This is a genomic window from Pseudomonas sp. TE4620 (genome assembly GCF_056279045.1).
This window is the reverse complement of record NZ_JBWBQO010000001.1, coordinates 2926720-2947551: the sequence shown is the minus strand read 5'-3', so window position 1 is coordinate 2947551 and position 20832 is coordinate 2926720. Positions and strand designations below refer to the sequence as shown.

Below are 20832 nucleotides of genomic sequence, written 5' to 3'. Positions count from 1 at the left end.
TGCGGCACCTGCAGGAGAACCGCATGAGAGTAATCGCAAGGCTGGGCGCGCCCGCCGTGCTTGGCGCGCTGCTGGCCCTGGGCGCCTGCAAGCCGGTGGAGCAATCGCCGGAGCAGGGCAGCAGCGGCATCGACGGCACGCTGCACAACGGCACCCTCAGCTATGGCGCGCAGGACTATTACGAGGCCGCCCCGGGCAAGCCCGGTGGCACCCTGCGGGTGTCGACGGCCTCCGACACCACGACGCTGGACGTGCATTCGATTTCCCACGGCAATGTGCAGTGGCTGGGGCGTATTCTGTTCGACTGCCTGCTGTACCAGGACGAGCAGGGCAATATCTCGCCGTGGCTGGCCAAGTCCTGGGAGATCTCCGACGACGGCAAGACCTACACCTTTCACCTGCGCGACGACGTGACCTTCAGCGATGGCGAGAAATTCAACGCCCGTGCCGTGCAGGTCAACCTTGAACACATGCGCGACCCGGCGACCAAATCGCCGCTGGCCGCTGCCTACATCGCCCCATATGTCGACGGGCGCATCGTCGATGAGTACACCTTCGAAGCGCACTTGCGCGAGCCGTATTCGCCGTTCCTCGATGTGCTGGCGCAGTCGTGGCTGAGCATGATCTCGCCCCGGCAGATCCTCGAAGCGCCGAAGACCATCGCCGAGCACCCGATCGGCTCCGGGCCCTTCGTGCTGGAAAGCTATACCCGCGACCAGGGCGCCAACTTCGTCAAGCGCAAGGGCTACAACTGGGCGCCCGCAGTCACCCGCCACCAGGGCGAGGCCTACCTCGACCGCCTGGAGCTGAGCATCGTCCCCGAGCCGATGATCCGCTTCAGTACCCTGGAAGCCGGCCAGTCGGACTTCACCGTCGACGCCCCGACCCAGAACGCCCGGGCTATCCGTGACAACCCGGACTTGCAGATGCGCAGCCGCATTCGCAAGGCCAACCCGTTTCGCAGCCTGACCTTCAACGTCGAGCGCTTTCCCTTCGACGACGTGCAGGTGCGCCGCGCCGTGGCCAAGGCCATCGACCGCGACGGCCTGGCCTGGATCACCGGTTTTGGCGAGTACCTGGCCAAGGGTGATTTTCTTGCCGCCAACACCCGCTACTACGACCCGGCATTCAAGGATGTACTGGCCTATGACGTCGCCGAGGCCAACCGCATTCTCGACCAGGCCGGCTGGAGTGAGCGCGACGCCGAGGGTTACCGGGTCAAGAACGGCCAGCGCCTGGCCGCGCACCTGCTGACCTACGAAACCGCGGCCTACCCGAGCAGCATCGCCGTGGCCATCCAGGCCGACCTGAAGAAGATCGGCCTCAAGATCGACATCGACCTGCTGCCCCTGGCCCAGGTCACCCAGCGCCGTTACGCCAGTGATTTTCAGCTGATCGGCGGCGGCTACTGGCACACCAACACCCCCGATGGCCTGTACATCCTCTATCACAGCCAGGCAATCAGCACCGCCAAGCTGATCGGCCAGAACGCCGGGCGCTTTCGCGATGCCGAGCTCGACCGGGTACTCAGCGCGGCCCGGCGGACTACCGACCCGGTTGCGCTGAACGACCTCTATCGCATCGCCCAGCAGCGCCTGGCGCAGACCATCCCGGCGGTGCCGGTGTTCGAGAGCCATGTGCTGCTGGCCTACCGCAAGCAGGTCAAGGGGCTGATTTTCGACACTTCGCACAACACCCCGTTTTTCACCAGTGTCTGGCTCGACCCGGAGGGCAAATGACTAGCTTGCAACGATTGGCCTGGCGCCTGCTGGCCGGCATCGGCGTGCTCTGGGGCGCGGCGACCCTGACCTTCCTGGCCATCAACCTCAGCGCCGGCGACCCGGCCCTGGCGATTCTCGGCGGCCCCGACGCCATGCCCAGCGCCGAGCTGATCGCCCAAGTGCGCGCCGAATACGGCCTCGACCAGCCGTTGTGGGTGCAGTACGGCCAGTACCTGGCGCGCCTGGCCCAGGGCGATCTGGGCGAGTCATACCGTTTGCGCATCCCGGTACTGCAGGTAATCGGCAGCCAGCTGGGCGCCACCGTGCAGCTGTCGCTGGCCGCCGCCTTGCTGTCGATTGTGCTGGCGGTGAGCTGCGCGGTGCTCACCGCCAACCGGCCGCGCTGGGTGCGCTCGCTGGTGTCCGGCACTGAACTGGTGCTGTCGTCGGCGCCGTCGTTCGTGATCGGCATCGTGCTGTTGCTGGTGTTTTCGTTCGGCTGGCACCTGCTGCCGCCATCCGGTTCCAACAGCTGGCAGGCGCTGATGCTGCCGAGCCTGGCCCTGGCCCTGCCGATTGCCGCGGTGCTGACCCAGGTACTGCGCCAGGAGCTGGAAGACATCCTCGAACAGCCGTTTATCGCCATGGCCCGCGCCCGCGGCATGTCCGAGACCGGCGTGCGCCTCAAGCATGCCTTGCGCCATGCCCTGGTGCCGCTGGTGACGTTGTCGGGCTTTGTTTTCGCCAGCTTGCTGGGCGGTGCGGTAATCATCGAAATGCTCTTCGCCCGCCAGGGCATCGGCCGCTTGATGCTCGACGCCGCCGTGACCAAGGACATGCCCTTGCTGCTGGGCATCACCCTGTTGGCGGCGGCGATTTATGTGCTCGTCAACTTTCTCGTCGACCTGATCAACCACTGGGTCGACCCCCGTAGCAAAAGCCTATGAACCCGAATCTCAAGGACCAGCCATGAGTGCCCATGAACTGCCAACAGCCCTGGCTGCGAACCCCGCAGGCCAGGACTACGTAAACCTGCAGGCGCGCTTTGCCCCGGTGTTTGCCCGCATTGCCGAAGGTGCGGTCGAGCGCGAGCAGCAGCGCACCCTGGCCCATGAGCCGGTGGCCTGGCTGCGCGAAGCCGGCTTTGGCGCCCTGCGCGTGCCCCAGGCATTGAACGGCGCCCAGGTCAGCCTGCCGGTGCTGTTTCGCCTGCTGATCGACCTGGCCGAAGCCGACTCCAACCTGCCGCAAATCTTTCGCGCCCACTTCGGTTTTGTCGAAGGCCGGTTGTCCAGTGGCGATGCCGCTTCGCAACAGCACTGGCTGGCCAAGGTGGCGGCGGGGCAGTTGTGGGGCGCGGCCATGGCCGAACGCACCGACACCACCGGCAATTCGGTGCGCCTGCGCGCCGCCGACCCGCAGGTGCCCGAGGCCGGCTGGCTGCTGCACGGCGAGAAGTACTACTGCACCGGCGCCATCTATGCCGACTGGGTGGCGGCGGTGGCCATGCTCGACGAGGATTTTGTCAGCGTGGTGGTGCCGACCACGGCGTCAGGGGTCAGCCTGGAAGATGACTGGGACGGTTTCGGCCAGCGCCTGAGCGGCAGCGGCACTACCCGTTTTGCCAATGTCGCGGTGCCGCCGCAGCAGGTGCTGCGGCGCTTCAAGCCCGGCGAGCTGCGCGCCGAATCCTACCTGTCGGCCTTCTACCAGCTGTACCACCTGGCGACCCTGGCCGGTATCGCCCGCGCTGCGCAGCGCGATGCCGTGGCCTTCGTCCAGGGCCGCACCCGCGCCTTTGGCGTGCCGGGCCAGTCCAGCCCCAAGGACGACCCGCTGGTGCAGCGGGTGATCGGTCGTCTGTCGAGCCTGGCCTATGCCGCCCAGGCCCTGGTGCTGGATGTCGCCCAAGTGCTGCAGACCGTGCATGAAGCCGAGCTCGACGGTTCGATTGGCGAGGAGCACTACGTCGAGGCCGACATTCGCACCTACCAGGCCCAGCAGATTGTTCTCGAGCAGGTGCTCGAAGCCACCACCTTGCTGTTTGAAGTCGGCGGCGCCTCGGCCACCAGCCAGGCCCGGCGCCTCGATCGGCATTGGCGCAATGCCCGCACCCTGGCCTCGCACAACCCGGCGATCTACCGCGAGCGGGCGCTGGGCAATTACTACCTCAACGGCATCAGCCCTGGTGCCGCCTGGCGCCAGTTGCACGCCCAGGATAACGCCGCCCGCGATGAAGCCAGCGCGGTCTGACCCCACTCAAGGAGTTGCCATGAGCCAGCCTGCAAAACACATGAGCATCGGCATGAACATCCTCGGTTTCGGCGCCCACTCCGGTGCCTGGCGCCAGGCCGAGGTGCCGGCCAATGCCTATCTCGATCACCAGTACTACAGCAACATCGCGCGCATTGCCGAACGCGGCAAGCTCGATGCGATCTTTCTCGCCGACGGCCCGGCGCTGATCGGCGATGTTGGCCAGCATCCGGCCGGGCGCCTGGAACCTACCGTGCTGCTCACCGCCGTGGCCCTGGCTACCCGCCATATCGGCGTGATCGCCACCGCTTCGAGCAGCTATAACGACCCGTATAACCTGGCCCGGCGCTTCAGTTCGCTGGACCATATCAGCGGCGGCCGCGCGGCCTGGAACGTGGTCACCAATGCCGGTGATGCCGCCGCGCAGAACTTCGGCCTGGCCGGTGCGCCGCGACACGTCGACCGTTATGCCCGGGCCGATGAGTTCATCGATGTCACCCTTAAATTGTGGGACAGCTGGGAAGATGACGCGGTGATCGGCGATGCCCGCCGTGGGCGTTTTGCCGACCCGGCCAAGGTGCATGCCATCGACTTTGTCGGCGAGCACTTCTCGGTCAAGGGCCCGCTCAACCTGCCGCGCTCGCCCCAGGGCCGGCCGGTGCTGGTGCAGGCTGGGTCTTCCGAAGGCGGCAAGGCCCTCGGCTCGCGCTATGCCGATGCGATCTTCACCACCCAGACCACCCTGGTCGACGGCCAGGCGTTCTATCAGGAAATGAAACAGCGCACCCGCCAGTGGGGGCGCAACCCCGAGCACCTGAAAATCATGCCGGGGTTGTCAACGGTAATCGGCAGCAGCGAGGCCGAGGCCCAGGCGCGTTTCGACGAGCTCAACGCCTGGTACGGCGAAGAAGGGCTGATCAACCAGGTGGCGGCGCGGGTGGGCCTGGCGGTCAGCGAGCTGCAGCTGGATGCGCCGTTGCCCTGGGAGCGGATTGGCCCGGTGGCGGATTTCGAGCGCGGCTCCCACGGTTTTCTCGAAGCTCAGTTGAACCTGGCGCGGCGCGAGAACCTGACCATCCGCGAACTGTCGCGGCGCATCCTGGTCGGCCACCGGCTGATCGTCGGCACCCCGGAACAGGTCGCCGACAGCCTTGAGCACTGGTTCCGTGCCGGCGCTGCCGATGGCTTCAACATCATGCCGGACATGTTCCCCTCCGGTGTCGAGGTATTCGTCGACCAGGTGGTGCCGCTGCTGCAACAGCGCGGGGTGTTCCGCCGTGAATACCAGGGCAGCACCTTGCGCGAGCACCTCGGCCTGCCGTACCCGGCCAGCCAGTACCAGCGCGCCGCCGAAGCGGTTTGAGCTTTTTACTTTCGATACGGAGCGAGCATGATCAAACGTAGATTGGGCCACAGCGACATTCAGGTCAGCGTGCTGGGGCTGGGCAGCATGACCTGGGGCCACCAGAACAGCGAAAGCGATGCCCACCGCCAGCTCGACGCGGCGCTGGCCGCTGGTATCAACCTGATCGATACCGCCGAGATGTACCCAACGCCGACCCATGGCGAAACCTGGGGCAGCACCGAGCGCTTCATCGGCAGCTGGCTGGCGAACAGCGGGCGGCGTGCCGAGGTGGTGCTGGCCAGCAAGATCATCGGCCCGGCACGCCAGCCGGGGGCCGGCGCGCATATCCGTGAGGGGCTTACACGCCACGACCGGGCCAATATCGTCGCCGCCCTGGACGGCAGCCTCAAGCGCCTGCAAACCGATTACCTGGACCTCTACCAACTGCACTGGCCGGACCGCACCACCAATATTTTTGGCCAGCGCGAATACCCCTATGTCGAGGATGACCGCGAAACCGTGAGCATCGCCGAGACCTTGCAGGTGCTGGCCGATCAGGTCGCCGCCGGCAAGATCCGCCATATCGGCGTGTCCAACGAAACCCCGTGGGGCGTGGCCGAGTTTTTGCGCCAGGCGCGTGAGCAGAACCTGCCGCGCATCGTCAGCATCCAGAACCCCTATAGCCTGCTCAACCGCCTGTACGAGGGCGGCCTGTCGGAGTTCAGCCAGCGCGACAACATCGGCTTGCTGGCCTATTCGCCGCTGGCCTTCGGCGCCCTGACCGGCAAGTACCTTAATGGTGCCTTGCCACAGGGCTCGCGGCTGTCGTCGGTGTACCGCACCTTCAACCGCTACGACAGCCCCGGCGCCCATCAGGCTATAGCTGCCTATGTGGCGCTGGCGCAGGAGCTTTCGATCAGCCCGGCGCAACTGGCCCTGGCCTATGTGCTCAACAAGCCGTTTGTCAGCAGCGCACTGACCGGGCAGACCAGCCTGGCGCAACTGGCCGACAACCTCGGCGCATTGCAGGTGAAGCTGGGTAGCGAAGCCTTGGCGCGCATCGAGCAGATCCACCGGCAGATCCCTAACCCGGCTCCCTAACGTTCAGTTCATGGAGGTGCCCGATGGCGCCGATCAATTCAACGGCAGCGGTGCTGCCGGTCAGCGGCCTGATCCCGGCCCCGGCGCGTTTTGCCAGGCGCCGGCCACTGGCGGTGCGCCCGGGGCTGGTGCTGGCGGCGCTGTTCGTCGTCTTTTTGCTGCTGGCGGCGCTGCAGCCAGGCTGGCTGGTGGCCGCCGACCCGCTTGATGCCAACGCCCGCCAGGCGTTCCAGCCACCGGCTAGCCTGCACTGGCTGGGCACTGACGAGAACGGCCGCGACATCCTCGCGCGGTTGGTCTACGCGGTGCGCCCATCGCTGATACTGGGCCTGAGTGCCACGGCGTTGGGATTGCTGCTGGGCACCGTGCTCGGGCTGCTGGCCGGCCTCGGCCCACGGCTGGTCGACGGTGCGGTGATGCGCCTGGTCGATGTGCTGCTGGCCTTTCCCGACCTGTTGCTGGCGCTGGTGATCATCACCTTTTTTGGCCAAGGCGCGCTCAACACCATCATCGCCGTGGGCATCGCCAGCGTGCCGCGCTATGCGCGCCTGGTGCGCGCGCAAACCCTGGTGGTGCGCAATGCCGGCTACGTCGAGGCGGCCACGACCCTGGGCCTGCCACGACGCCAGGTGATCTGGCGGCACGTGCTGCCCAATGCGATCAAACCGATTTTGATTCTCGCCACCATCGGCATCGGCAGCACCATCGTTGCCGGCGCTGCCCTGAGCTTTCTTGGCTTTGGCGCGCCACCGCCGCAGCCGGAGTGGGGCGGCATGCTCGCCATCGGCCGCAACTACCTGGCCAACGCCTGGTGGCTGGTGGCCTGGCCGGCCCTGGCCATCACCCTCACCGTGGTTTCGATCACCGCCATCGGCCGCGAACTGCTGCGCCGCAACGAAGGTAAACGCCTATGAACGCTGTTCTTCAACACCCCGCGCCGCTGATCGAGGTCAGCGACTTGCAGGTGCGCTTCGGCCAGGGCGTGCCGGTGCTCAAGGGCATCAGCTTCACCGTGCAGCAGGGCGAATGCCTGGCGCTGGTGGGCGAATCCGGCTCGGGCAAGAGCGTCACTTCGCGCACCCTGGCCGGGCTCACCGGTGCCCATGCGCAGTTGCAGGCCAGCCGCCTGGCCTTTGCCGGGCAGGACCTGCGCCAGTTCGACGAGCGCGCCTGGCGCCGGGTGCGCGGCGCACAAATCGGCTTTGTCATGCAAGACGCCCTGGGCTCGCTCGACCCCCTGCGCCCGGTCGGCAAGGAGATTGCCGAGCCGCTGCAACTGCACAGCGCACTGAACCGCGAGCAGCGTCAGGCGCGGGTGCTGGAACTGCTGCGCGCGGTCGGCGTGCCGGAACCTGAGCTGCGCGCCCGCCAGTACCCCTGGCAGCTCTCCGGCGGCTTGCGCCAACGGGCGCTGATCGCCTCGGCGATTGCCTGCAACCCGCGCCTGCTGATTGCCGACGAGCCGACCACGGCGCTGGATGCCACGGTGCAGGCCCAGGTCTTGAGCCTGCTCGAATCCCTGCGCGGCGACAGCACGGCGATGCTGATTGTCAGCCACGACCTGGCGGTGGTCTCGCGCCTGGCCAACCGCGTGGCAGTGATGCACAACGGCGTGATCGTCGAGCAGGGCAGTGTCGAGGCGGTGCTGCAAGACCCGCAGCACCCCTACACCCAGTACCTGCTCAAGGCCGGTGCCGCCGTGCATTTTCGCCGACCGCAGGCAGCAAAACTTGCGGCCGTGGCGCCGCCGGTGGTGGAAACCAGCGCGCCGCTGTTGCAGGTGCAGCAACTGAGCAAGGCCTTCAAGGGCCCGGACGGCGCCTTGCGCACCGTGGTCGACAAGGTTTCGCTGCAGCTGCACAAGGGCCGCACCTTAGGCATTGTCGGCGAGTCGGGCTCGGGCAAGACCACCCTGACCCGGATGATCCTCGGCCTGGAAACCCCCGACAGCGGCGCGATCCAGATCAAGGGCCGGCCCTGGCTGCAACTCGATGACCAGGAGAAACGCGCGCTTCGCCGCAGCATCCAGGTGGTGTTCCAGGACCCGCTGAGCTCCTTCGACCCGCGCTACACCGTGCAGCGGGTGTTGTACGAGGCGCTGCAAGTAGCCGGGCACATGCGCGCGCAGTGGCGCCCGCAGGCCGTCGAGTTGCTCACCCTGGTGCGCCTTGACGAAAGCCTGCTGGAGCGGCGCCCGATCGAGCTGTCGGGCGGCCAGCGGCAACGCATCGCCATTGCCCGCGCCCTGGCCGCGCAGCCGCAGATCCTGGTGTGCGACGAGCCGGTGTCGGCGCTGGATGTGTCGGTACAGGCGCAGATCCTCGAACTGCTCGACGACCTAAAACAGCGCCTGGGCCTGGCCTGCCTGTTCATCTCCCACGACCTGGGGGTGATCAACCACGTCAGCGACCAGGTGCTGGTGATGAAAGACGGCGTGGCGGTGGAAAGCGGCGCCGTGCGCGATGTTTTCGACCGTCCGCAACACCCCTATACCCTTGCCTTGCTTGACGCCATTCCACACTTGGAAAGCGGTCGCAAGGTCAGTTTCGAATTTCTCCGCCTGGCGATCTGATCGCCTGATCTGCACAAGGAAAGTCCATGCCTGGTTTATCTGCAGTACCGCATTTTGATCGTCGTAACCTCGACGACCTCAAAGGCAACACCGAAAACCTGCTACCGCTGATTGCCGCCGGCGCCGCGCAACGTGAACGCGAGCGCCAGCTGCCCTATGAAGCGGTGCGCCAGATTGCCCAGGCCGGGCTCTACACCTGCCGCATTCCCGAGCAATACGGCGGCCCGGGTGGCAGCGTCAGCGATGTGATCGGCCTGCTGCTGCGCATCGCCTCGGTGGACTCCAACGTCGCCCAGGTGCTGCGCCCGGGCTTCGGTTTTATCGAAGGCTTGTTGTCGTCAACCGCCGACGGCGCCGAGGCCGAGCGCCAGCGCTGGTTCGCCCGCTACCTGCAAGGCGCGGTGCTGGGCAATGCCGGCTGGGAAGTGGGCGGCGCCAATGGCGCGATCAGTGCGCGCATCGTGCGTGACGGCGAGCATTACCGCGCCAGCGGCAGCAAGTACTACAGCACCGGCTCCCTGTACGCCGACTGGGTCAGCGCCGTGGCTCTGGATGAAAACGATCAGCCGGTGTCGTTCGTGCTGCCGCGCGAGCGCCAGGGCCTGGAGTTGCTCGACGATTTCGACGCCATGGGCCAGCGCCTGACTGCCAGCGGCACCACGCGCCTGAATGATGTCGTGGTGTACGCCGACGAGATCCGCACGCGGACCGTGGAGGAGGGCAAGCGCACCATCGTCACGCCGTTCCTGCAGTTGTTTCTGGCCACGGTGCAGGCCGGCATCGCCCGCAATGCGCTGGACGACGCCAGCCGCTTTGCCCGCGAGCATGCGCGGCCGATCAAGCACAGCAGCGCCGCGCGTTCGGTGGATGACCCTTACGTGCAGCTCAGCGTCGGCGAGATCGCCGCCCGTGCCTTTAGCGCCGAAGCCGTGGTGTTGCGCGCGGCGGCGTCGATCGACCGCGCCTGGGCCAGCGGGCTTGATCCACATCAGGTTGACCAGGCCGCCATCGACGTCGCCCAGGCCCAGTACATTGCCGCCGAGTCCGCGCTCAAGGCTGCCGAGTTGCTGTTCGACGTCGGCGGCGCCTCGACCACCGGCCGCAGCCACAATCTCGACCGCCACTGGCGCAACGCACGCACGGTCGCCAACCACAACCCGCGGCACTGGAAGGCCGCAGCGGTGGGTGCCTGGCAACTGACCGGCACGCCGCCGCCGACGTCGGGCTTGTTCTGAGGTGGGCAGTTTGCAGGCGCCGCTGTTGACCCACAGTACCGGGCAATCACGGCGGGTACCGATGATCATCGGCTGTGCGTTGCTGATGGAGCTGATCGACTCCACCGTGGTCATGACCGCATTGCCACAGATGGCCAGCGAGTTCGGCGCGCCGAGTGTGCGCATGAACCTGGTGGTGTCGCTGTACATGCTCGCCGCGGCCCTGGCAGTGCCGGTCAGCGGCTGGGCGGCGGACCGCTACGGGCCGCGGCGGGTGTTCGTGCTGGCGATAGTGTTGTTCACCCTGTCGTCGCTGGCTTGCGCCCTGGCCGGGTCGTTGCTGCAACTGTGCCTGGCGCGCCTGTGCCAGGGCGCGGCGGGGGCGATGATGGTGCCGGTGGGCTTGATGATCCTGCTGCGCTGGTCGCCGCGCGAGCAACTGCTGCGCAACATGTCCTACCTGACCATCCCGCCACTGGTGGGGCCGATGCTCGGGCCGCCGCTGGGCGGTCTGCTGGTGACGCTGCTGTCGTGGCAATGGATTTTTCTGGTCAACCTGCCCATCGGCGTGCTCGGGGTGTACCTGGTGCTGCGGCATATTCCCGATTACCCCGGCGACAGCCAGCAACGCCTGGACCTGCACGGCTTGCTGCTGGCCAGTGTGGCCCTGGCGTCACTGGTGTTCGGCTTCGAGGCGCTCGGCCATGGTTTGCTGGCGCGGCGCTGGGTGCTGCTGTTGCTGCTGATCGGGCTAATAACAGCGCTGCTCTATGTGCGCCATGCCCGGCGTTGCGCCCAGCCGCTGCTGGACTTTTCGCCTTTGCGCGTAGGCAGTTTTGCCGTGAGTTTCTGGGGCGGCAACCTGTTTCGCCTGGGCACGGCGGCGCAGCCGTTCTTGATGGTGTTGTTGTTCCAACTGTGCTTTGGTTTAAGCCCTTTGCATGCCGGCTTGCTGACATTCACCGGGGGTGTCGGTGCCTTTGTGGTCAAGCTGCTGGCGGTGCGCATCGTGCGCCGCTTTGGCTTTCGCCGCACCTTGAGCATCAATGCGTTGTTCACCGGTTTGAGCCTGGGCGCCTGCGCCAGTTTCAACCTCGACACGCCGTACTGGCTGGTGGTGTTGATCCTGTTCGCCAGCGGCCTGATCCGCTCCTTGCAGTTCAGCGCCATGGGTGGCCTGACCTATGCCGACGTGCCCGCCGAACTGCACAGCCGCGCCAGCAGCCTGTCGGCGGCGACGGTGCAGTTGACCATGAGCTTGTCGGTGGGGGTGGCTGCTTCACTGCTCAGTGTGTTGATGAGCGTGAAAGGTGAGCAGCAAGTGGCGGTGGCGGATATCGCCCTGGTGATTGGCGTCGGGGCGCTGCTGTGCATGGCTTCGGCGCTGGTGTTTCGCACGCTGGCGGCGGATGCGGGGAGTGAGATCTACCGCTGAGCTTTTCTCGACTGGACTGCGACCGCTGCGCGCTCGATCGCGGGTCGAGCCCGCTCCCACAGGATGGGTGCAGGGCCTGTGATAAGGCCATTAGATCGACAAATTCAGCACCCGCTCGCCCTGGGTACTGCCCCCGGGCTGCCGGCGATTCACCGCCAGCTCGCCCATCTTGATCAGCCGGGTGCGGGTGACGTTGCGGCTCAGGCCGAGCAAGTTGGCGGTGTGCACCTGGTTGTAATGACTGAAGCGGTAGGCCGCGCGCAACAGTGCGTCCTCGACCTTCTCGTGCAAGGCGCCGCCAGGTTGTTCGAAGAGTTTCTGGAAAGCCCGCGCCAGCAAGCCTTCCGCCGAATCATCGCTGCCGGGGCTGTCGTCGGCGCGTTCGATGCGCATGTTCGACAGGCGCAGGTCCTCCTGGCGGATCACGCCGTCACGGCAGATCAGCAAGGTGTGATGGATGACGTTTTCCAGCTCGCGGATGTTGCCCGGCCAGCCGTAGCTGCGCAGCTTGGCTTCGGCCTCGCTGCTGAGGCTGACCTGGCCATAGCCCAGGCGCTGGCTGTAGGCCTGGATGAAGTGGCGGGTCAGCGGCAGGATGTCGCCCGGGCGTTCACGCAGTGGCACAAGTTCCAGGCTGACGACGTCGAGGCGGTAGTACAGGTCTTCGCGAAAGTGCCCGGCGTTGATGGCTTTTTCCAGCTGCACGTTGGTAGCGGCCAGTACCCGCACATCGATGGCAATGCTCTTGCGCGAGCCCAGGCGTACCACTTCGCGCTCCTGCAGCACGCGCAACAGCTTGACCTGGATCGGCATCGGCAGGTCGCCGATCTCGTCGAGGAACAAGGTGCCGCCGTTGGCTTCTTCGAACCAGCCGGCCTTGGCACTGAGGGCGCCGGTGAACGCGCCTTTTTCGTGGCCGAACAATTCGGCCTCGACCAGCGATTCGGAAAACGCTCCGCAGTTGACTGCCACGAACGGCTTGTCACGCCGGCCGCTGAGGTTGTGGATGTGCCGGGCGACCAGCTCTTTGCCGGTGCCGGTCTCGCCGATGATCAGCACGCTGGCTTCACTCGGCGCGACCCGCTGCAAGTGCGCCAGCAAGGCCCGTGACTTGGGGTCTTCGAACACCTGCGCGGTGGCGCGGATCGAGGTGGCCAGGGCCGGGGAGGGCGGTAGGGTCAACAATTGCATGGCGGTCACACTATGAGTAGAAGGTCGGAGTCGGCAATTGCCCGCGCAGGGCCCATTCACCGAGTTCGTGCAGCTTGTAGTCGAGCGGGTCGTGCAGGCTCTGGGTGCGCAGGTTGCGCCAGTGCCGGTCGAGGCCCACCGAGGCCTGGGTGGCGCGGGCGCCGGTGACTTCAAACACCTTGCTGCAAATCTCCAGGCCATCGCGGCTGGCGGCGACCTTGGCGGTAGCGATGCTCACCGCCAGGCGCCCGCGTTGTTCGGCGCTCAGCGCCGCGCCTTTGGCCCAGGCCTGGTCCAGCTCCTGGGCGGCCTGGTCAACCAGCAGCCGCGCACCCTGCAGGCGCACCCAGAAGTCGCCGAAATGCTTGAGTACATACGGGTCGGCGCTGCTCTGTTCGGCGAGCGATTTGAACCATGGCCGCGACTCGCGCAGGGCATAATCCCGGGCCTCTTCGAAAGCGCCCTCGGCGATGCCGAGGAAGATATTGGCGAAATGCAGCTGGGCAATCAGCGGCCGCAGGCAGGCGAACGGCGTGCTCAAGGGACCGGGGTCGAGCAGCAGGTCGCTTTCTTCCACCCGTACCCGTTCGAAGCTGGCGCTGCCGCTGTCGGTCTGGCGCTGGCCCATGTTGTGCCAGTCGTTGTGCAGGGTGATGCCGGTGCGCCCGCTGGGGATCGCCGCAATCAGCAGCTTGCCGCCGGCGCTCTCGTCCACCGCCGAGGCGATGAGCATCTCTGAATCGCTGGCGCCGGAGCAGAAGCTTTTTTTACCGGAGAACTCGCGAAAGCTGCCACGGTCCTTGACCACCGTGCGGGTGTCCAGCGGGTTGAGGGCATTGCCCCAGAACCAGCTCTTGCGCGCGGTCAGTTCGAACCATGGCTGCCACTGCGCGGGCGTGGCAAACAGGCGCACGGTGGCGAGCATCAGGTGATGAAAACCAAACACGTGGGCCAGGGAACTGTCGACCCGGGCGAATTCACGAACCACCTCGAAGGTTTGCCTCCAGCTGGCGCCCAGCCCACCGAACTCGCGAGGGATGCTCAAGGCCAGCAGGCCGCTGCTGCGGATGGCATCGCGTTCAACCTTGGGCGTGCCGCCCTGGCGGTCGCGCTCGACGGCGTTGCGGGCGAACTCGCTGGCCAGTTCCCGGGCGATGTGCAAAGGGGTCGATGGAGTGCGGTGCAAAGGTGGCGCTCACTTGCTCGATGAGGATTGGCACCGATGCTAAAGGATCTAAAAAACTGAAAATAAATAACTTGTAGGTCTTTCGATATGTCGATTTGTATATTTCGTTTTGTTCTATATTCGTAAGTATTTATTCTTTTTAATTTTATTCGCTCGAGCGCAATCTGCACCTCAAGCACTGCGCGGCAGTGCACCCCAGGACGAGGAAGCAGCACATGACCATCAAGGCGATCAACGTACGCAATCAGTTCAAAGGCACGGTCAAGGAGATCATCGAAGGCCCGGTGGTATCGGAAATCGACGTACAGACCTCCGCCGGCATCGTCACCTCGGTGATCACCACCCGCTCGGTGCACGAGCTGGAGCTGCGGGTCGGCAGCGAAGTGATTGCCTTCGTCAAATCCACCGAGGTGTCGATCGCCAAGCTATGAAGGGCAGGAACAAAAACAGGCCGAGCCCCGGTGATGGGGCTCGGCCTTTTTGTTTCAGGACTGGCTGGTTTGCGGCAGGATCATCTGCGCCGGGGCATCGGCAGCCTTGCGCCGCGCCACCAGGTAATACAGCACACTCGGTACGATCAGGCCGATGATCCACGACAGGTCAACGCCGCCCAGGTGGGCAACCATCGGGCCGGTGTAGAGCTTGGTGGAAATGAACGGCATCTGCACCAGCACGCCGATGGTGTAGACGATGATGCCAGGCAGGTTCCAGCGCCCGTAGCGGCCGTTGGGGTCTGCCAGCGCCGGCACGTCGTAGCGCTCCTTGGTGATGAAGTAGTAGTCCACCAGGTTGACCGCGCTCCAGGGCACGAAGAAGGTCAGCAGGAACAGGATGAACGACTTGAACGCGGCCAGGAACGAATGCTGGCCGAGCAGGGCGATCAACGTCGAAGCGCCAACGATGGCGAGGACGAAGAACAGCCGCTGACGGCGGGTGACTTCGATGTGCCCGCGAAAGCCACTGATGATGGTGGCGATGCACATGAAGCTGCCGTAGGAGTTGAGGGTCGAGATGGTCACCTTACCGAAGGCGATGCTGAAGTACAGCAGCGCGGCGGTGGCGCCGGTACCGCCCAGGCCGACGATGTAGGCCACTTCACGGCCGGAGAACTGGCCGTTGGCAATCGCCGCGGCAAACACCCCGAGGACCATCGACGCCTGGGCGCCGACCACCGAGCCCAGGCCTGCGGCGAGGAAGGTCTTGAACGATGAGGTGTTGCTCGGCAGGTAGCGCGAATAATCCGCGACATAAGGGCCGAACGAGATCTGCCAGGACGCCGACAGCGACACCGCGAGCAGGAACGAGGCCCAGGTGAAGTGGCGGTTCTCCAGCAACTGGCCGATGTCGCTGATGACCATGATGCGGCTGAACAGGTAGACGAAGGCGATGATTCCCAGCACGCTGGCCACCCGGCCGATCCAGTGGATCATGCGGTAGCCGAACACCGTGGCAAGGACGATGACCCCGGCGAAAATCAGAATGCCGGCGCTGTCGCTGACGCTCAGCAACTGGCCGATGGCCTGGCCCGAGAGCACCGTGCCGGTGGCGGTGAAGCCCAGGTACATCAGGCACACCAGGGCAATCGGGATGGCCGCGCCGTACACCCCGAACTGCACGCGGCTGGAGATCATCTGCGGCAGGCCGAGTTTCGGCCCTTGGGCGGCGTGCAGGGCCATGACCGCGCCGCCGACCAGTTGCCCGAGCAGCAGGCCGATCAGCGACCAGAACACATCGCCACCGAGCACCACGGCCAGGGCCCCGGTGACGATTGCGGTGATTTGCAGGTTGGCACCCAGCCACAGGGTGAACTGGCTGTAGAGGCGTCCGTGTCGTTCGTTTTCCGGGATGTAGTCGATCGAGCGCCGCTCGATCAGGGGCTTGCTGCGCGAGGCATTGGCCTGGGTCATTGCTCGGGATCTCCGCCTATTGTTGTGTTGTCGCGGTCGGGTCGCCAGCCGAACGCAGGCGGGCGACTGAAACAGATATGAGCATGTATATACAAATACAGTCAAGTGGAGGTGTCGGCTTTGCGGCGTCCATCCGTCGCGATGGATGCTGCGATGATTTCGTGCATAAGGTTATGCTGTTGCGAAATATTACAAAGCCGTTGAGGGAAGCATGCCGTTAAAGGATTTACTGCTGGCGCTGGTGGTGATTGTCGCCTGGGGCGTCAATTTCGTGGTGATCAAGGTCGGCCTCGATGGCTTGCCGCCGATGTTGCTGGGCGCCTTGCGCTTTGCCCTGGTGGCGTTTCCGGCGGTGCTGCTGGTCAAGCGCCCGCAGTTGCCCTGGCGCTGGCTGATTGCCTACGGCGCGACCATCTCCCTGGGCCAGTTCGCCTTTCTCTTTGAGGCCATGGGCAATGGCATGCCGCCGGGGCTGGCGTCGCTGGTGCTGCAATCCCAGGCGTTCTTCACCCTGTTTTTTGCCGCGATCTTCCTCGGCGAGCGGCTGCGCGCGGCCAGCGTACTGGGCCTGCTGGTGGCCGCCGGCGGCCTGGCCCTGATCGGCAGCGAAAACGGCGCCAGCGTGCCGTTTTTTGCCTTGCTGCTGACCCTGTGCGCCGCCGCGATGTGGGCCATGGGCAATATCATCACCCGGCGTTTCGGCAATATCGACCTGGTGGCCCTGGTGATCTGGGGCGGGTTGGTACCGCCGCTGCCGTTTCTGGCGCTGTCGTGGTGGCTGGAAGGCCCCGAGCGGATCGAAAGCTCGCTGCGCGGCATCGGCTGGAGCTCGGTGCTGGCGCTGGCCTACCTGGCGTTTATCGCCACCATGCTCGGCTACAGCCTGTGGAGCCATCTGCTGTCGCGCTACCCGGCCGGCAAGGTGGCGCCGTTTTCGTTGCTGGTGCCGGTGGTGGGCCTGAGCTCTTCGGCCTTGCTGCTGGACGAGCGCCTGACCCCGCTGCAAGGCTGGGGCGCGCTGCTGGTGATGGCCGGGCTGTTGATCAACGTCTTCGGCCCGCGCCTGCGCCAGTTGTTGCTGGCGCGGATGGCCTAGCCGTGGGTGATTACGCCGGCATAACCCGGTAGACACAACGCCGATCACCGCTCAGCAGGTGTTCGCAGCGCTCCACCTGCGCCTGCTCACCGAGCGCGGCCTGGAACACCTGCAGCTCCGAGCGGCAAAACCCCTGGCAGCGGCTGGCGGCCACGCAGATCGGGCAGTGGTTTTCGATGATCAGCCAGCCGTCGCCGCAGGCCTGCATCTGGGCCATGTAGCCGGCCCGCTCACGCAGTTGCACCAGCCCCCGCACTTTGTCTTCCAGCCCCTGGGCCTGGTTGCAGGCCTGCTGGTATTCGGCGCGGCTGCTGGCTTCCATGCGGCTGATGAGCTGGTCGACCCCCTCGGGGCCGAACACCTGTTCGACGCTGTCGATCAGTTGCAGGGTCAGCACACTGTGGGTGTCGGGAAAGCGCCGCTGGGCGGCGTCGGTCAACATCCACTTTTGCGAAGGCCGCCCGGCGCCAGTGCTCGGGACACTGATGCCATTGATTTGCCCGGCGGCCTGCAGCTTCTGCAGGTGCTGGCGCGTGGCCTCGAAGCTGATCTGCAGCAGGCTGGCCAGGTCGGTGGTTTTCAACGCGCCGCGGGTCTTGAGCAGGAACAGGATGCGCTCGGCGCTTGAGGCGCTATCGAGGTTGCTGAGGCTCATCGGGCCATGACCTTGGGTGCAGTGCCAGTCAGGCGCCAGACCAACAGCCAGGTCAGCAGTGGCGCGATGGCAAACACCGCGAACAGCCAGGTCGCGGCCTGTTGCGCGCCAGCGACGCCGCCCGGCTCGACCAGCCCGGCACTGTTGCTGACCACCCCGGCCAGGGCTGCCGCCAGCGCCGTGGCGTAGAGCTGCACGGTGGTAATCGATGCCGAGGTCAGGTTTTCTTCACCGGGTGGCGCGGCGCTGAGCACCTTGGTCAGCAGGTGCGGCCAGCCCAGGCCGATCCCCAGGCCCACGCCGGCCAGCGCCAGGCAATACACGGCCAGGCCGCCAGTGCTGCCCAGCCAGGCCTGCTGGCCGGTCATCAACGCCAGCCCCAGCAGGGCCGCAAGGACGATGCCCGGGCCGACGCGGATCATGCGCTCGGCGGCCTCACCGGTGCGGCTGGCGCTGCACAGCGCGGCCAGGGTCCAGCCCGCCGCCATGGCCGCGGTCATGTAGCCGGCGGCCAGCGGGCTGAGGCCGTGAATGGCCTGGAGGAAGTAGGGGACGAAAATTTCCGTGGTCACTGCCGCAATCAACAGGCACATCACCGCATACAACTTGCCCAGTGAGGTGCCCAGGGAATAAGCACCAGAAGGCAGCAAGCGGCGCTCGGGCTGGTGGTCGAGGCGGGCGATGAGCACTGCGATGGCCAGGCCCGCGCCAATCCCGAGCAGGTTCCACAGCAGTTGCTGGGCCAGACTGGCGGCAGAAATCGCCAGCACCGAGGCGACCAGGCAAGCAATCAGGCCATAGGGTGGGCGAGTGGCCCGGGTGCTGGCAGCCACCTTGCCGTGCAACTGGTTGATGACGATCAGCGCCAGCAGCGCCGCCACTGGCAGCAGCGACCAGAACGCCCAGCGCCAGTGGCCGCCCTGGGCAAAGATACCGCCTACCGCCGGCCCGCACAGGGTGGCCACGCCCCACATGCCCGAGACCATGGCCATGGCCCGGGGCCACAGGCGCTCATCGAAGATCAAGCGGATCAGGGCATAGCTCAGGGCGAACAGGATACCGCCGCCCAGGCCCTGGACGCTGCGACCGATCAGCAGCACCGGCATGCTCGGCGCGGCGGCGCAGATCACCGAGCCCAGGCTGAACACCGCCAGGGCCAGGAGAAAGGCCGCCCGCGCGCCCAGGCGCTCGATCAATTGCGCCGAGAGGGTCGAGCCGATGATCGAGGTGGCGACAAACAGCGTGGTGCTCCAGGCATAAAAGGCCAGGCCGCCGATATCCGCGATCACTGTGGGCAGGATGGTGGTGACGATATAGACGTTGATTGCATGCAGGGCGACGCCGCCGGCCAGGGCGATCGAGCGCAGGGCATTGCGCCCGTGGAGCAGTTCGGCCCATGACGCGGGCTGAGGGTGGGCGGTGTTCATCGGCGACTCCTTCGCAAGTAAGGCGGCAATGGAAGGGGAGTCTAGGTGGCTGGCATGTATTACACAACCAATTGCTTGTATAAATGGCCACGCAGCGGCCGACGGTTTTGTTACCATCGCGCTTTTTCCGCCCGCTCAATTGCGGGCGGCTGACAGGCAAGGCCGAAGGAGAGCAGCATGATCATTACCACCACAGGGACCATCGAAGGCCGGGAAATTTCCGCCTATCTGGATGTGGTCAGCGCCGAGTCGGTTCAGGGTATCAACGTGGTTCGCGATATGTTCGCCAGTTTCCGCGACTTTTTCGGTGGCCGTTCGCAAACCCTGGAAAGTGCGTTGAAAGAAGCGCGCATCCAGGCCACCGACGAAATCCGCGCCCGCGCGCGCAGCCTGCAGGCCGATGCGGTGGTCGGCCTGGACTATGAAATCAGCATGCCCTCGGCCCGTGGCGGCATGGTCGTGGTGTTCGTTACCGGTACCGCGGTGAAGCTCAGGTAAACGCCAGGGGTGCGACAAAACAGCCCGGCCATTGGTCGGGCTTTTTTGTTCTTGCCCGTGCGGTCCACAAATGACCGGCTAGTCTCAGAGTCACCAGGGTCAGTACTTTTCTGGGCAATCATCTGCTTGCCGGTACTGGTCCGCCATCGGAGGGAGACTGGGGCATGATTGAATCCTACATTGAGGACCAGGGCGACGAATTTCCCATCAACAGTGTGGTGCGCTGTGGCCAGAGCGGCTATCGCCTGGGCTTTGCCAACATGACGCTGGATGATGCGCAGGTGCGCCTGAACGCGCTACAGCGCAGCAAGAAGGGTAAGTTCACCCCGCGCTTGCCAGCGAAGAAGTAAACGAATCGACCACCACCCCGCCCAACGGCGGGGTTTTTTTTGCATTGTTTGACCTTGCGCAAAGGTTGCGCGGCTGACGCTCGCCTGATGCCGGGTTGTGTGCCTTACTAATGCCGCCATCAATACAGGAGCCATTCGATGCGTATCAGGGAAGAGACCTACTGGAACTGGGCTGACGCACAACTGCACAGCCGCAGCCATGACGAACAGCTCAGCGACGGCACCAGTATCGACGTTCAGGTGAGGCTGTCGCGCACCGGCGCCACTCAGTTGTTCCTCGGCATCTATACGCGCCAGGGCAAGGCGCTGGTCGAGGAGTACCACGACAATCGCCCCGGCGAGACCATGACCCGCGCCATGGTCTGGGGCGTTGACCGCGCCAGGGCGCTGGCCACCGGTGCCTTGCCGCTGGAGAAGGCGCCGCTGCGCCGTCAGGCCTGAGGGTGACGGGCGCGGCTGGCCTGGACGATGCGTTCGGCCGGCACGCGCAGTTGGCGCAACAGGTACTCGGCAAATTCTGCAGAATACTCCTGCAGGTTAATCGCCTGTTGCATACAGCCCAACCAGATAGCGCTGTGGCTTTCATTGATCGGCCATTGGGCATGGAAGGCCGGGATGGCGATCGGGCCATAGCGCTCACTGAACAGCCGCGGGCCGCCGAGCCAGCCACTGAGAAAACACGCCAGCTTGTCGCGCGAAGCTTCCAGGCTTTGCGGGTGCATCTGGCGCACGGTCCGTGCCTCGGGGTTTTCATCCATCAAGCGGTAGAAGTCATCGACCAGGCGGCGCAGGCCGTCGATGCCTCCGGCGGCCTGGTAGGATGCATCGTCGGTTCCGAAAGTGGGGTGGGTCATAAGCGGGTTCTTGGCGCAAAGAGGGAC

At 65.5% G+C, this 20832-nt stretch carries 20 protein-coding genes; 14 read left to right on the top strand and 6 right to left on the bottom strand.

The genetic code is table 11. The features are described 5' to 3' along the window. Positions 1 to 23 precede the first annotated feature (23 nt). The 9 genes from ACZ9A3_RS13615 to ACZ9A3_RS13575 all read left to right on the top strand — a co-directional run bounded on the left by ACZ9A3_RS13615 (position 24) and on the right by ACZ9A3_RS13575 (position 11641). Positions 24 to 1739, top strand: coding sequence for an ABC transporter substrate-binding protein (locus ACZ9A3_RS13615; RefSeq protein ID WP_476252778.1), 1716 nt, complete (start codon positions 24 to 26; stop codon positions 1737 to 1739). After that, positions 1736 to 2668, top strand: a complete 933-nt coding sequence (locus ACZ9A3_RS13610; protein ID WP_258594032.1) for an ABC transporter permease — start codon at positions 1736 to 1738, stop codon at positions 2666 to 2668. Before ACZ9A3_RS13615 ends, ACZ9A3_RS13610 begins: the two co-directional genes overlap by 4 nt. Before the next feature lie 22 nt (positions 2669 to 2690). After that, on the top strand, positions 2691 to 3974 hold the full coding sequence (locus ACZ9A3_RS13605) for an acyl-CoA dehydrogenase family protein (RefSeq protein WP_476252777.1): 1284 nt from the start codon (positions 2691 to 2693) through the stop codon (positions 3972 to 3974). Positions 3975 to 3993: 19 nt separating this feature from the next. Then, a complete protein-coding gene (locus tag ACZ9A3_RS13600) occupies positions 3994 to 5337 on the top strand; it encodes an LLM class flavin-dependent oxidoreductase (protein WP_476252776.1) in 1344 nt (447 codons plus the stop codon). Between the two features lie 27 nt (positions 5338 to 5364). Beyond that, positions 5365 to 6420 carry an NADP(H)-dependent aldo-keto reductase gene (locus tag ACZ9A3_RS13595; protein WP_476252775.1) on the top strand — a complete coding sequence of 352 codons (1056 nt, stop codon included), beginning with the start codon at positions 5365 to 5367 and terminating at the stop codon, positions 6418 to 6420. A 23-nt stretch (positions 6421 to 6443) separates the two neighbouring features. Next, positions 6444 to 7334, top strand: a complete 891-nt coding sequence (locus tag ACZ9A3_RS13590; RefSeq protein ID WP_476252774.1) for an ABC transporter permease — start codon at positions 6444 to 6446, stop codon at positions 7332 to 7334. After that, entirely contained in the window at positions 7331 to 8992 is a 1662-nt protein-coding gene (locus tag ACZ9A3_RS13585) for a dipeptide ABC transporter ATP-binding protein (RefSeq protein WP_476252773.1), read from the top strand. Before ACZ9A3_RS13590 ends, ACZ9A3_RS13585 begins: the two co-directional genes overlap by 4 nt. A gap of 26 nt (positions 8993 to 9018) precedes the next feature. Next, the gene (locus ACZ9A3_RS13580) at positions 9019 to 10227 is read left to right on the top strand and encodes an acyl-CoA dehydrogenase family protein (protein WP_476252772.1); all 1209 of its coding nucleotides are present in this window, start codon (positions 9019 to 9021) and stop codon (positions 10225 to 10227) included. Between the two features lie 61 nt (positions 10228 to 10288). Beyond that, positions 10289 to 11641: an MFS transporter gene (locus tag ACZ9A3_RS13575; RefSeq protein WP_476253332.1), complete on the top strand. Its 1353-nt coding sequence runs from the start codon at positions 10289 to 10291 to the stop codon at positions 11639 to 11641. A 90-nt stretch (positions 11642 to 11731) separates the two neighbouring features. On the opposite strand, the gene ACZ9A3_RS13570 is transcribed toward ACZ9A3_RS13575, so the two are convergent. Then, complete coding sequence (locus tag ACZ9A3_RS13570; protein ID WP_093381322.1) at positions 11732 to 12832, bottom strand: sigma-54 interaction domain-containing protein; 1101 nt, start codon at positions 12830 to 12832, stop codon at positions 11732 to 11734. Positions 12833 to 12842: 10 nt separating this feature from the next. After that, a complete protein-coding gene (locus ACZ9A3_RS13565) occupies positions 12843 to 14018 on the bottom strand; it encodes an acyl-CoA dehydrogenase family protein (protein ID WP_045194272.1) in 1176 nt (391 codons plus the stop codon). A gap of 215 nt (positions 14019 to 14233) precedes the next feature. Here ACZ9A3_RS13565 and ACZ9A3_RS13560 point away from each other — a divergent pair, with 215 nt between their 5' ends. Continuing rightward, entirely contained in the window at positions 14234 to 14449 is a 216-nt protein-coding gene (locus ACZ9A3_RS13560) for a TOBE domain-containing protein (protein WP_010227092.1), read from the top strand. A 54-nt stretch (positions 14450 to 14503) separates the two neighbouring features. Here the strand turns inward: ACZ9A3_RS13560 and ACZ9A3_RS13555 are convergent, their stop codons facing one another. Continuing rightward, positions 14504 to 15925, bottom strand: a complete 1422-nt coding sequence (locus ACZ9A3_RS13555) for a purine-cytosine permease family protein (RefSeq protein WP_045194271.1) — start codon at positions 15923 to 15925, stop codon at positions 14504 to 14506. A 211-nt stretch (positions 15926 to 16136) separates the two neighbouring features. Between ACZ9A3_RS13555 and ACZ9A3_RS13550 the strand changes: the two genes are divergently transcribed. Continuing rightward, complete coding sequence (locus ACZ9A3_RS13550) at positions 16137 to 17021, top strand: EamA family transporter (RefSeq protein WP_123566206.1); 885 nt, start codon at positions 16137 to 16139, stop codon at positions 17019 to 17021. A gap of 10 nt (positions 17022 to 17031) precedes the next feature. On the opposite strand, the gene ACZ9A3_RS13545 is transcribed toward ACZ9A3_RS13550, so the two are convergent. Both ACZ9A3_RS13545 and ACZ9A3_RS13540 read right to left on the bottom strand, forming a co-directional pair. Continuing rightward, the gene (locus tag ACZ9A3_RS13545; protein WP_476252771.1) at positions 17032 to 17676 is read right to left on the bottom strand and encodes a helix-turn-helix transcriptional regulator; all 645 of its coding nucleotides are present in this window, start codon (positions 17674 to 17676) and stop codon (positions 17032 to 17034) included. Further along, the gene (locus ACZ9A3_RS13540) at positions 17673 to 19103 is read right to left on the bottom strand and encodes an MFS transporter (protein WP_213603936.1); all 1431 of its coding nucleotides are present in this window, start codon (positions 19101 to 19103) and stop codon (positions 17673 to 17675) included. Before ACZ9A3_RS13540 ends, ACZ9A3_RS13545 begins: the two co-directional genes overlap by 4 nt. 177 nt (positions 19104 to 19280) lie before the next feature. On the opposite strand from ACZ9A3_RS13540, the gene ACZ9A3_RS13535 reads away from it, so the two are divergent. The 3 genes from ACZ9A3_RS13535 to ACZ9A3_RS13525 all read left to right on the top strand — a co-directional run bounded on the left by ACZ9A3_RS13535 (position 19281) and on the right by ACZ9A3_RS13525 (position 20392). After that, positions 19281 to 19601 (top strand): YbjQ family protein, encoded by a 321-nt coding sequence (locus tag ACZ9A3_RS13535; RefSeq protein ID WP_045194264.1) that lies wholly within the window; start codon positions 19281 to 19283, stop codon positions 19599 to 19601. A 164-nt stretch (positions 19602 to 19765) separates the two neighbouring features. After that, complete coding sequence (locus tag ACZ9A3_RS13530; RefSeq protein ID WP_045194262.1) at positions 19766 to 19951, top strand: hypothetical protein; 186 nt, start codon at positions 19766 to 19768, stop codon at positions 19949 to 19951. Positions 19952 to 20089: 138 nt separating this feature from the next. Then, positions 20090 to 20392, top strand: coding sequence for a hypothetical protein (locus ACZ9A3_RS13525; protein ID WP_045194260.1), 303 nt, complete (start codon positions 20090 to 20092; stop codon positions 20390 to 20392). Here ACZ9A3_RS13525 and ACZ9A3_RS13520 read toward each other — a convergent pair. Further along, positions 20383 to 20805, bottom strand: coding sequence for a group II truncated hemoglobin (locus ACZ9A3_RS13520; protein ID WP_093381334.1), 423 nt, complete (start codon positions 20803 to 20805; stop codon positions 20383 to 20385). The genes ACZ9A3_RS13525 and ACZ9A3_RS13520 overlap by 10 nt on opposite strands. Positions 20806 to 20832 lie beyond the last annotated feature (27 nt).

Bases quoted from the DNA above. Each gene is read 5' to 3' on its own strand.
- ACZ9A3_RS13615 (WP_476252778.1), top strand. From the start codon at position 24: ATGAGAGTAATCGCAAGGCTGGGCGCGCCCGCCGTGCTTGGCGCGCTG.
- ACZ9A3_RS13610 (WP_258594032.1), top strand. From the start codon at position 1,736: ATGACTAGCTTGCAACGATTGGCCTGGCGCCTGCTGGCCGGCATCGGC.
- ACZ9A3_RS13605 (WP_476252777.1), top strand. From the start codon at position 2,691: ATGAGTGCCCATGAACTGCCAACAGCCCTGGCTGCGAACCCCGCAGGC.
- ACZ9A3_RS13600 (WP_476252776.1), top strand. From the start codon at position 3,994: ATGAGCCAGCCTGCAAAACACATGAGCATCGGCATGAACATCCTCGGT.
- ACZ9A3_RS13595 (WP_476252775.1), top strand. From the start codon at position 5,365: ATGATCAAACGTAGATTGGGCCACAGCGACATTCAGGTCAGCGTGCTG.
- ACZ9A3_RS13590 (WP_476252774.1), top strand. From the start codon at position 6,444: ATGGCGCCGATCAATTCAACGGCAGCGGTGCTGCCGGTCAGCGGCCTG.
- ACZ9A3_RS13585 (WP_476252773.1), top strand. From the start codon at position 7,331: ATGAACGCTGTTCTTCAACACCCCGCGCCGCTGATCGAGGTCAGCGAC.
- ACZ9A3_RS13580 (WP_476252772.1), top strand. From the start codon at position 9,019: ATGCCTGGTTTATCTGCAGTACCGCATTTTGATCGTCGTAACCTCGAC.
- ACZ9A3_RS13575 (WP_476253332.1), top strand. From the start codon at position 10,289: ATGATCATCGGCTGTGCGTTGCTGATGGAGCTGATCGACTCCACCGTG.
- ACZ9A3_RS13570 (WP_093381322.1), bottom strand. From the start codon at position 12,832: ATGCAATTGTTGACCCTACCGCCCTCCCCGGCCCTGGCCACCTCGATC.
- ACZ9A3_RS13560 (WP_010227092.1), top strand. From the start codon at position 14,234: ATGACCATCAAGGCGATCAACGTACGCAATCAGTTCAAAGGCACGGTC.
- ACZ9A3_RS13555 (WP_045194271.1), bottom strand. From the start codon at position 15,925: ATGACCCAGGCCAATGCCTCGCGCAGCAAGCCCCTGATCGAGCGGCGC.
- ACZ9A3_RS13550 (WP_123566206.1), top strand. From the start codon at position 16,137: ATGCCGTTAAAGGATTTACTGCTGGCGCTGGTGGTGATTGTCGCCTGG.
- ACZ9A3_RS13545 (WP_476252771.1), bottom strand. From the start codon at position 17,676: ATGAGCCTCAGCAACCTCGATAGCGCCTCAAGCGCCGAGCGCATCCTG.
- ACZ9A3_RS13540 (WP_213603936.1), bottom strand. From the start codon at position 19,103: ATGAACACCGCCCACCCTCAGCCCGCGTCATGGGCCGAACTGCTCCAC.
- ACZ9A3_RS13535 (WP_045194264.1), top strand. From the start codon at position 19,281: ATGATCATTACCACCACAGGGACCATCGAAGGCCGGGAAATTTCCGCC.
- ACZ9A3_RS13530 (WP_045194262.1), top strand. From the start codon at position 19,766: ATGATTGAATCCTACATTGAGGACCAGGGCGACGAATTTCCCATCAAC.
- ACZ9A3_RS13525 (WP_045194260.1), top strand. From the start codon at position 20,090: ATGCGTATCAGGGAAGAGACCTACTGGAACTGGGCTGACGCACAACTG.
- ACZ9A3_RS13520 (WP_093381334.1), bottom strand. From the start codon at position 20,805: ATGACCCACCCCACTTTCGGAACCGACGATGCATCCTACCAGGCCGCC.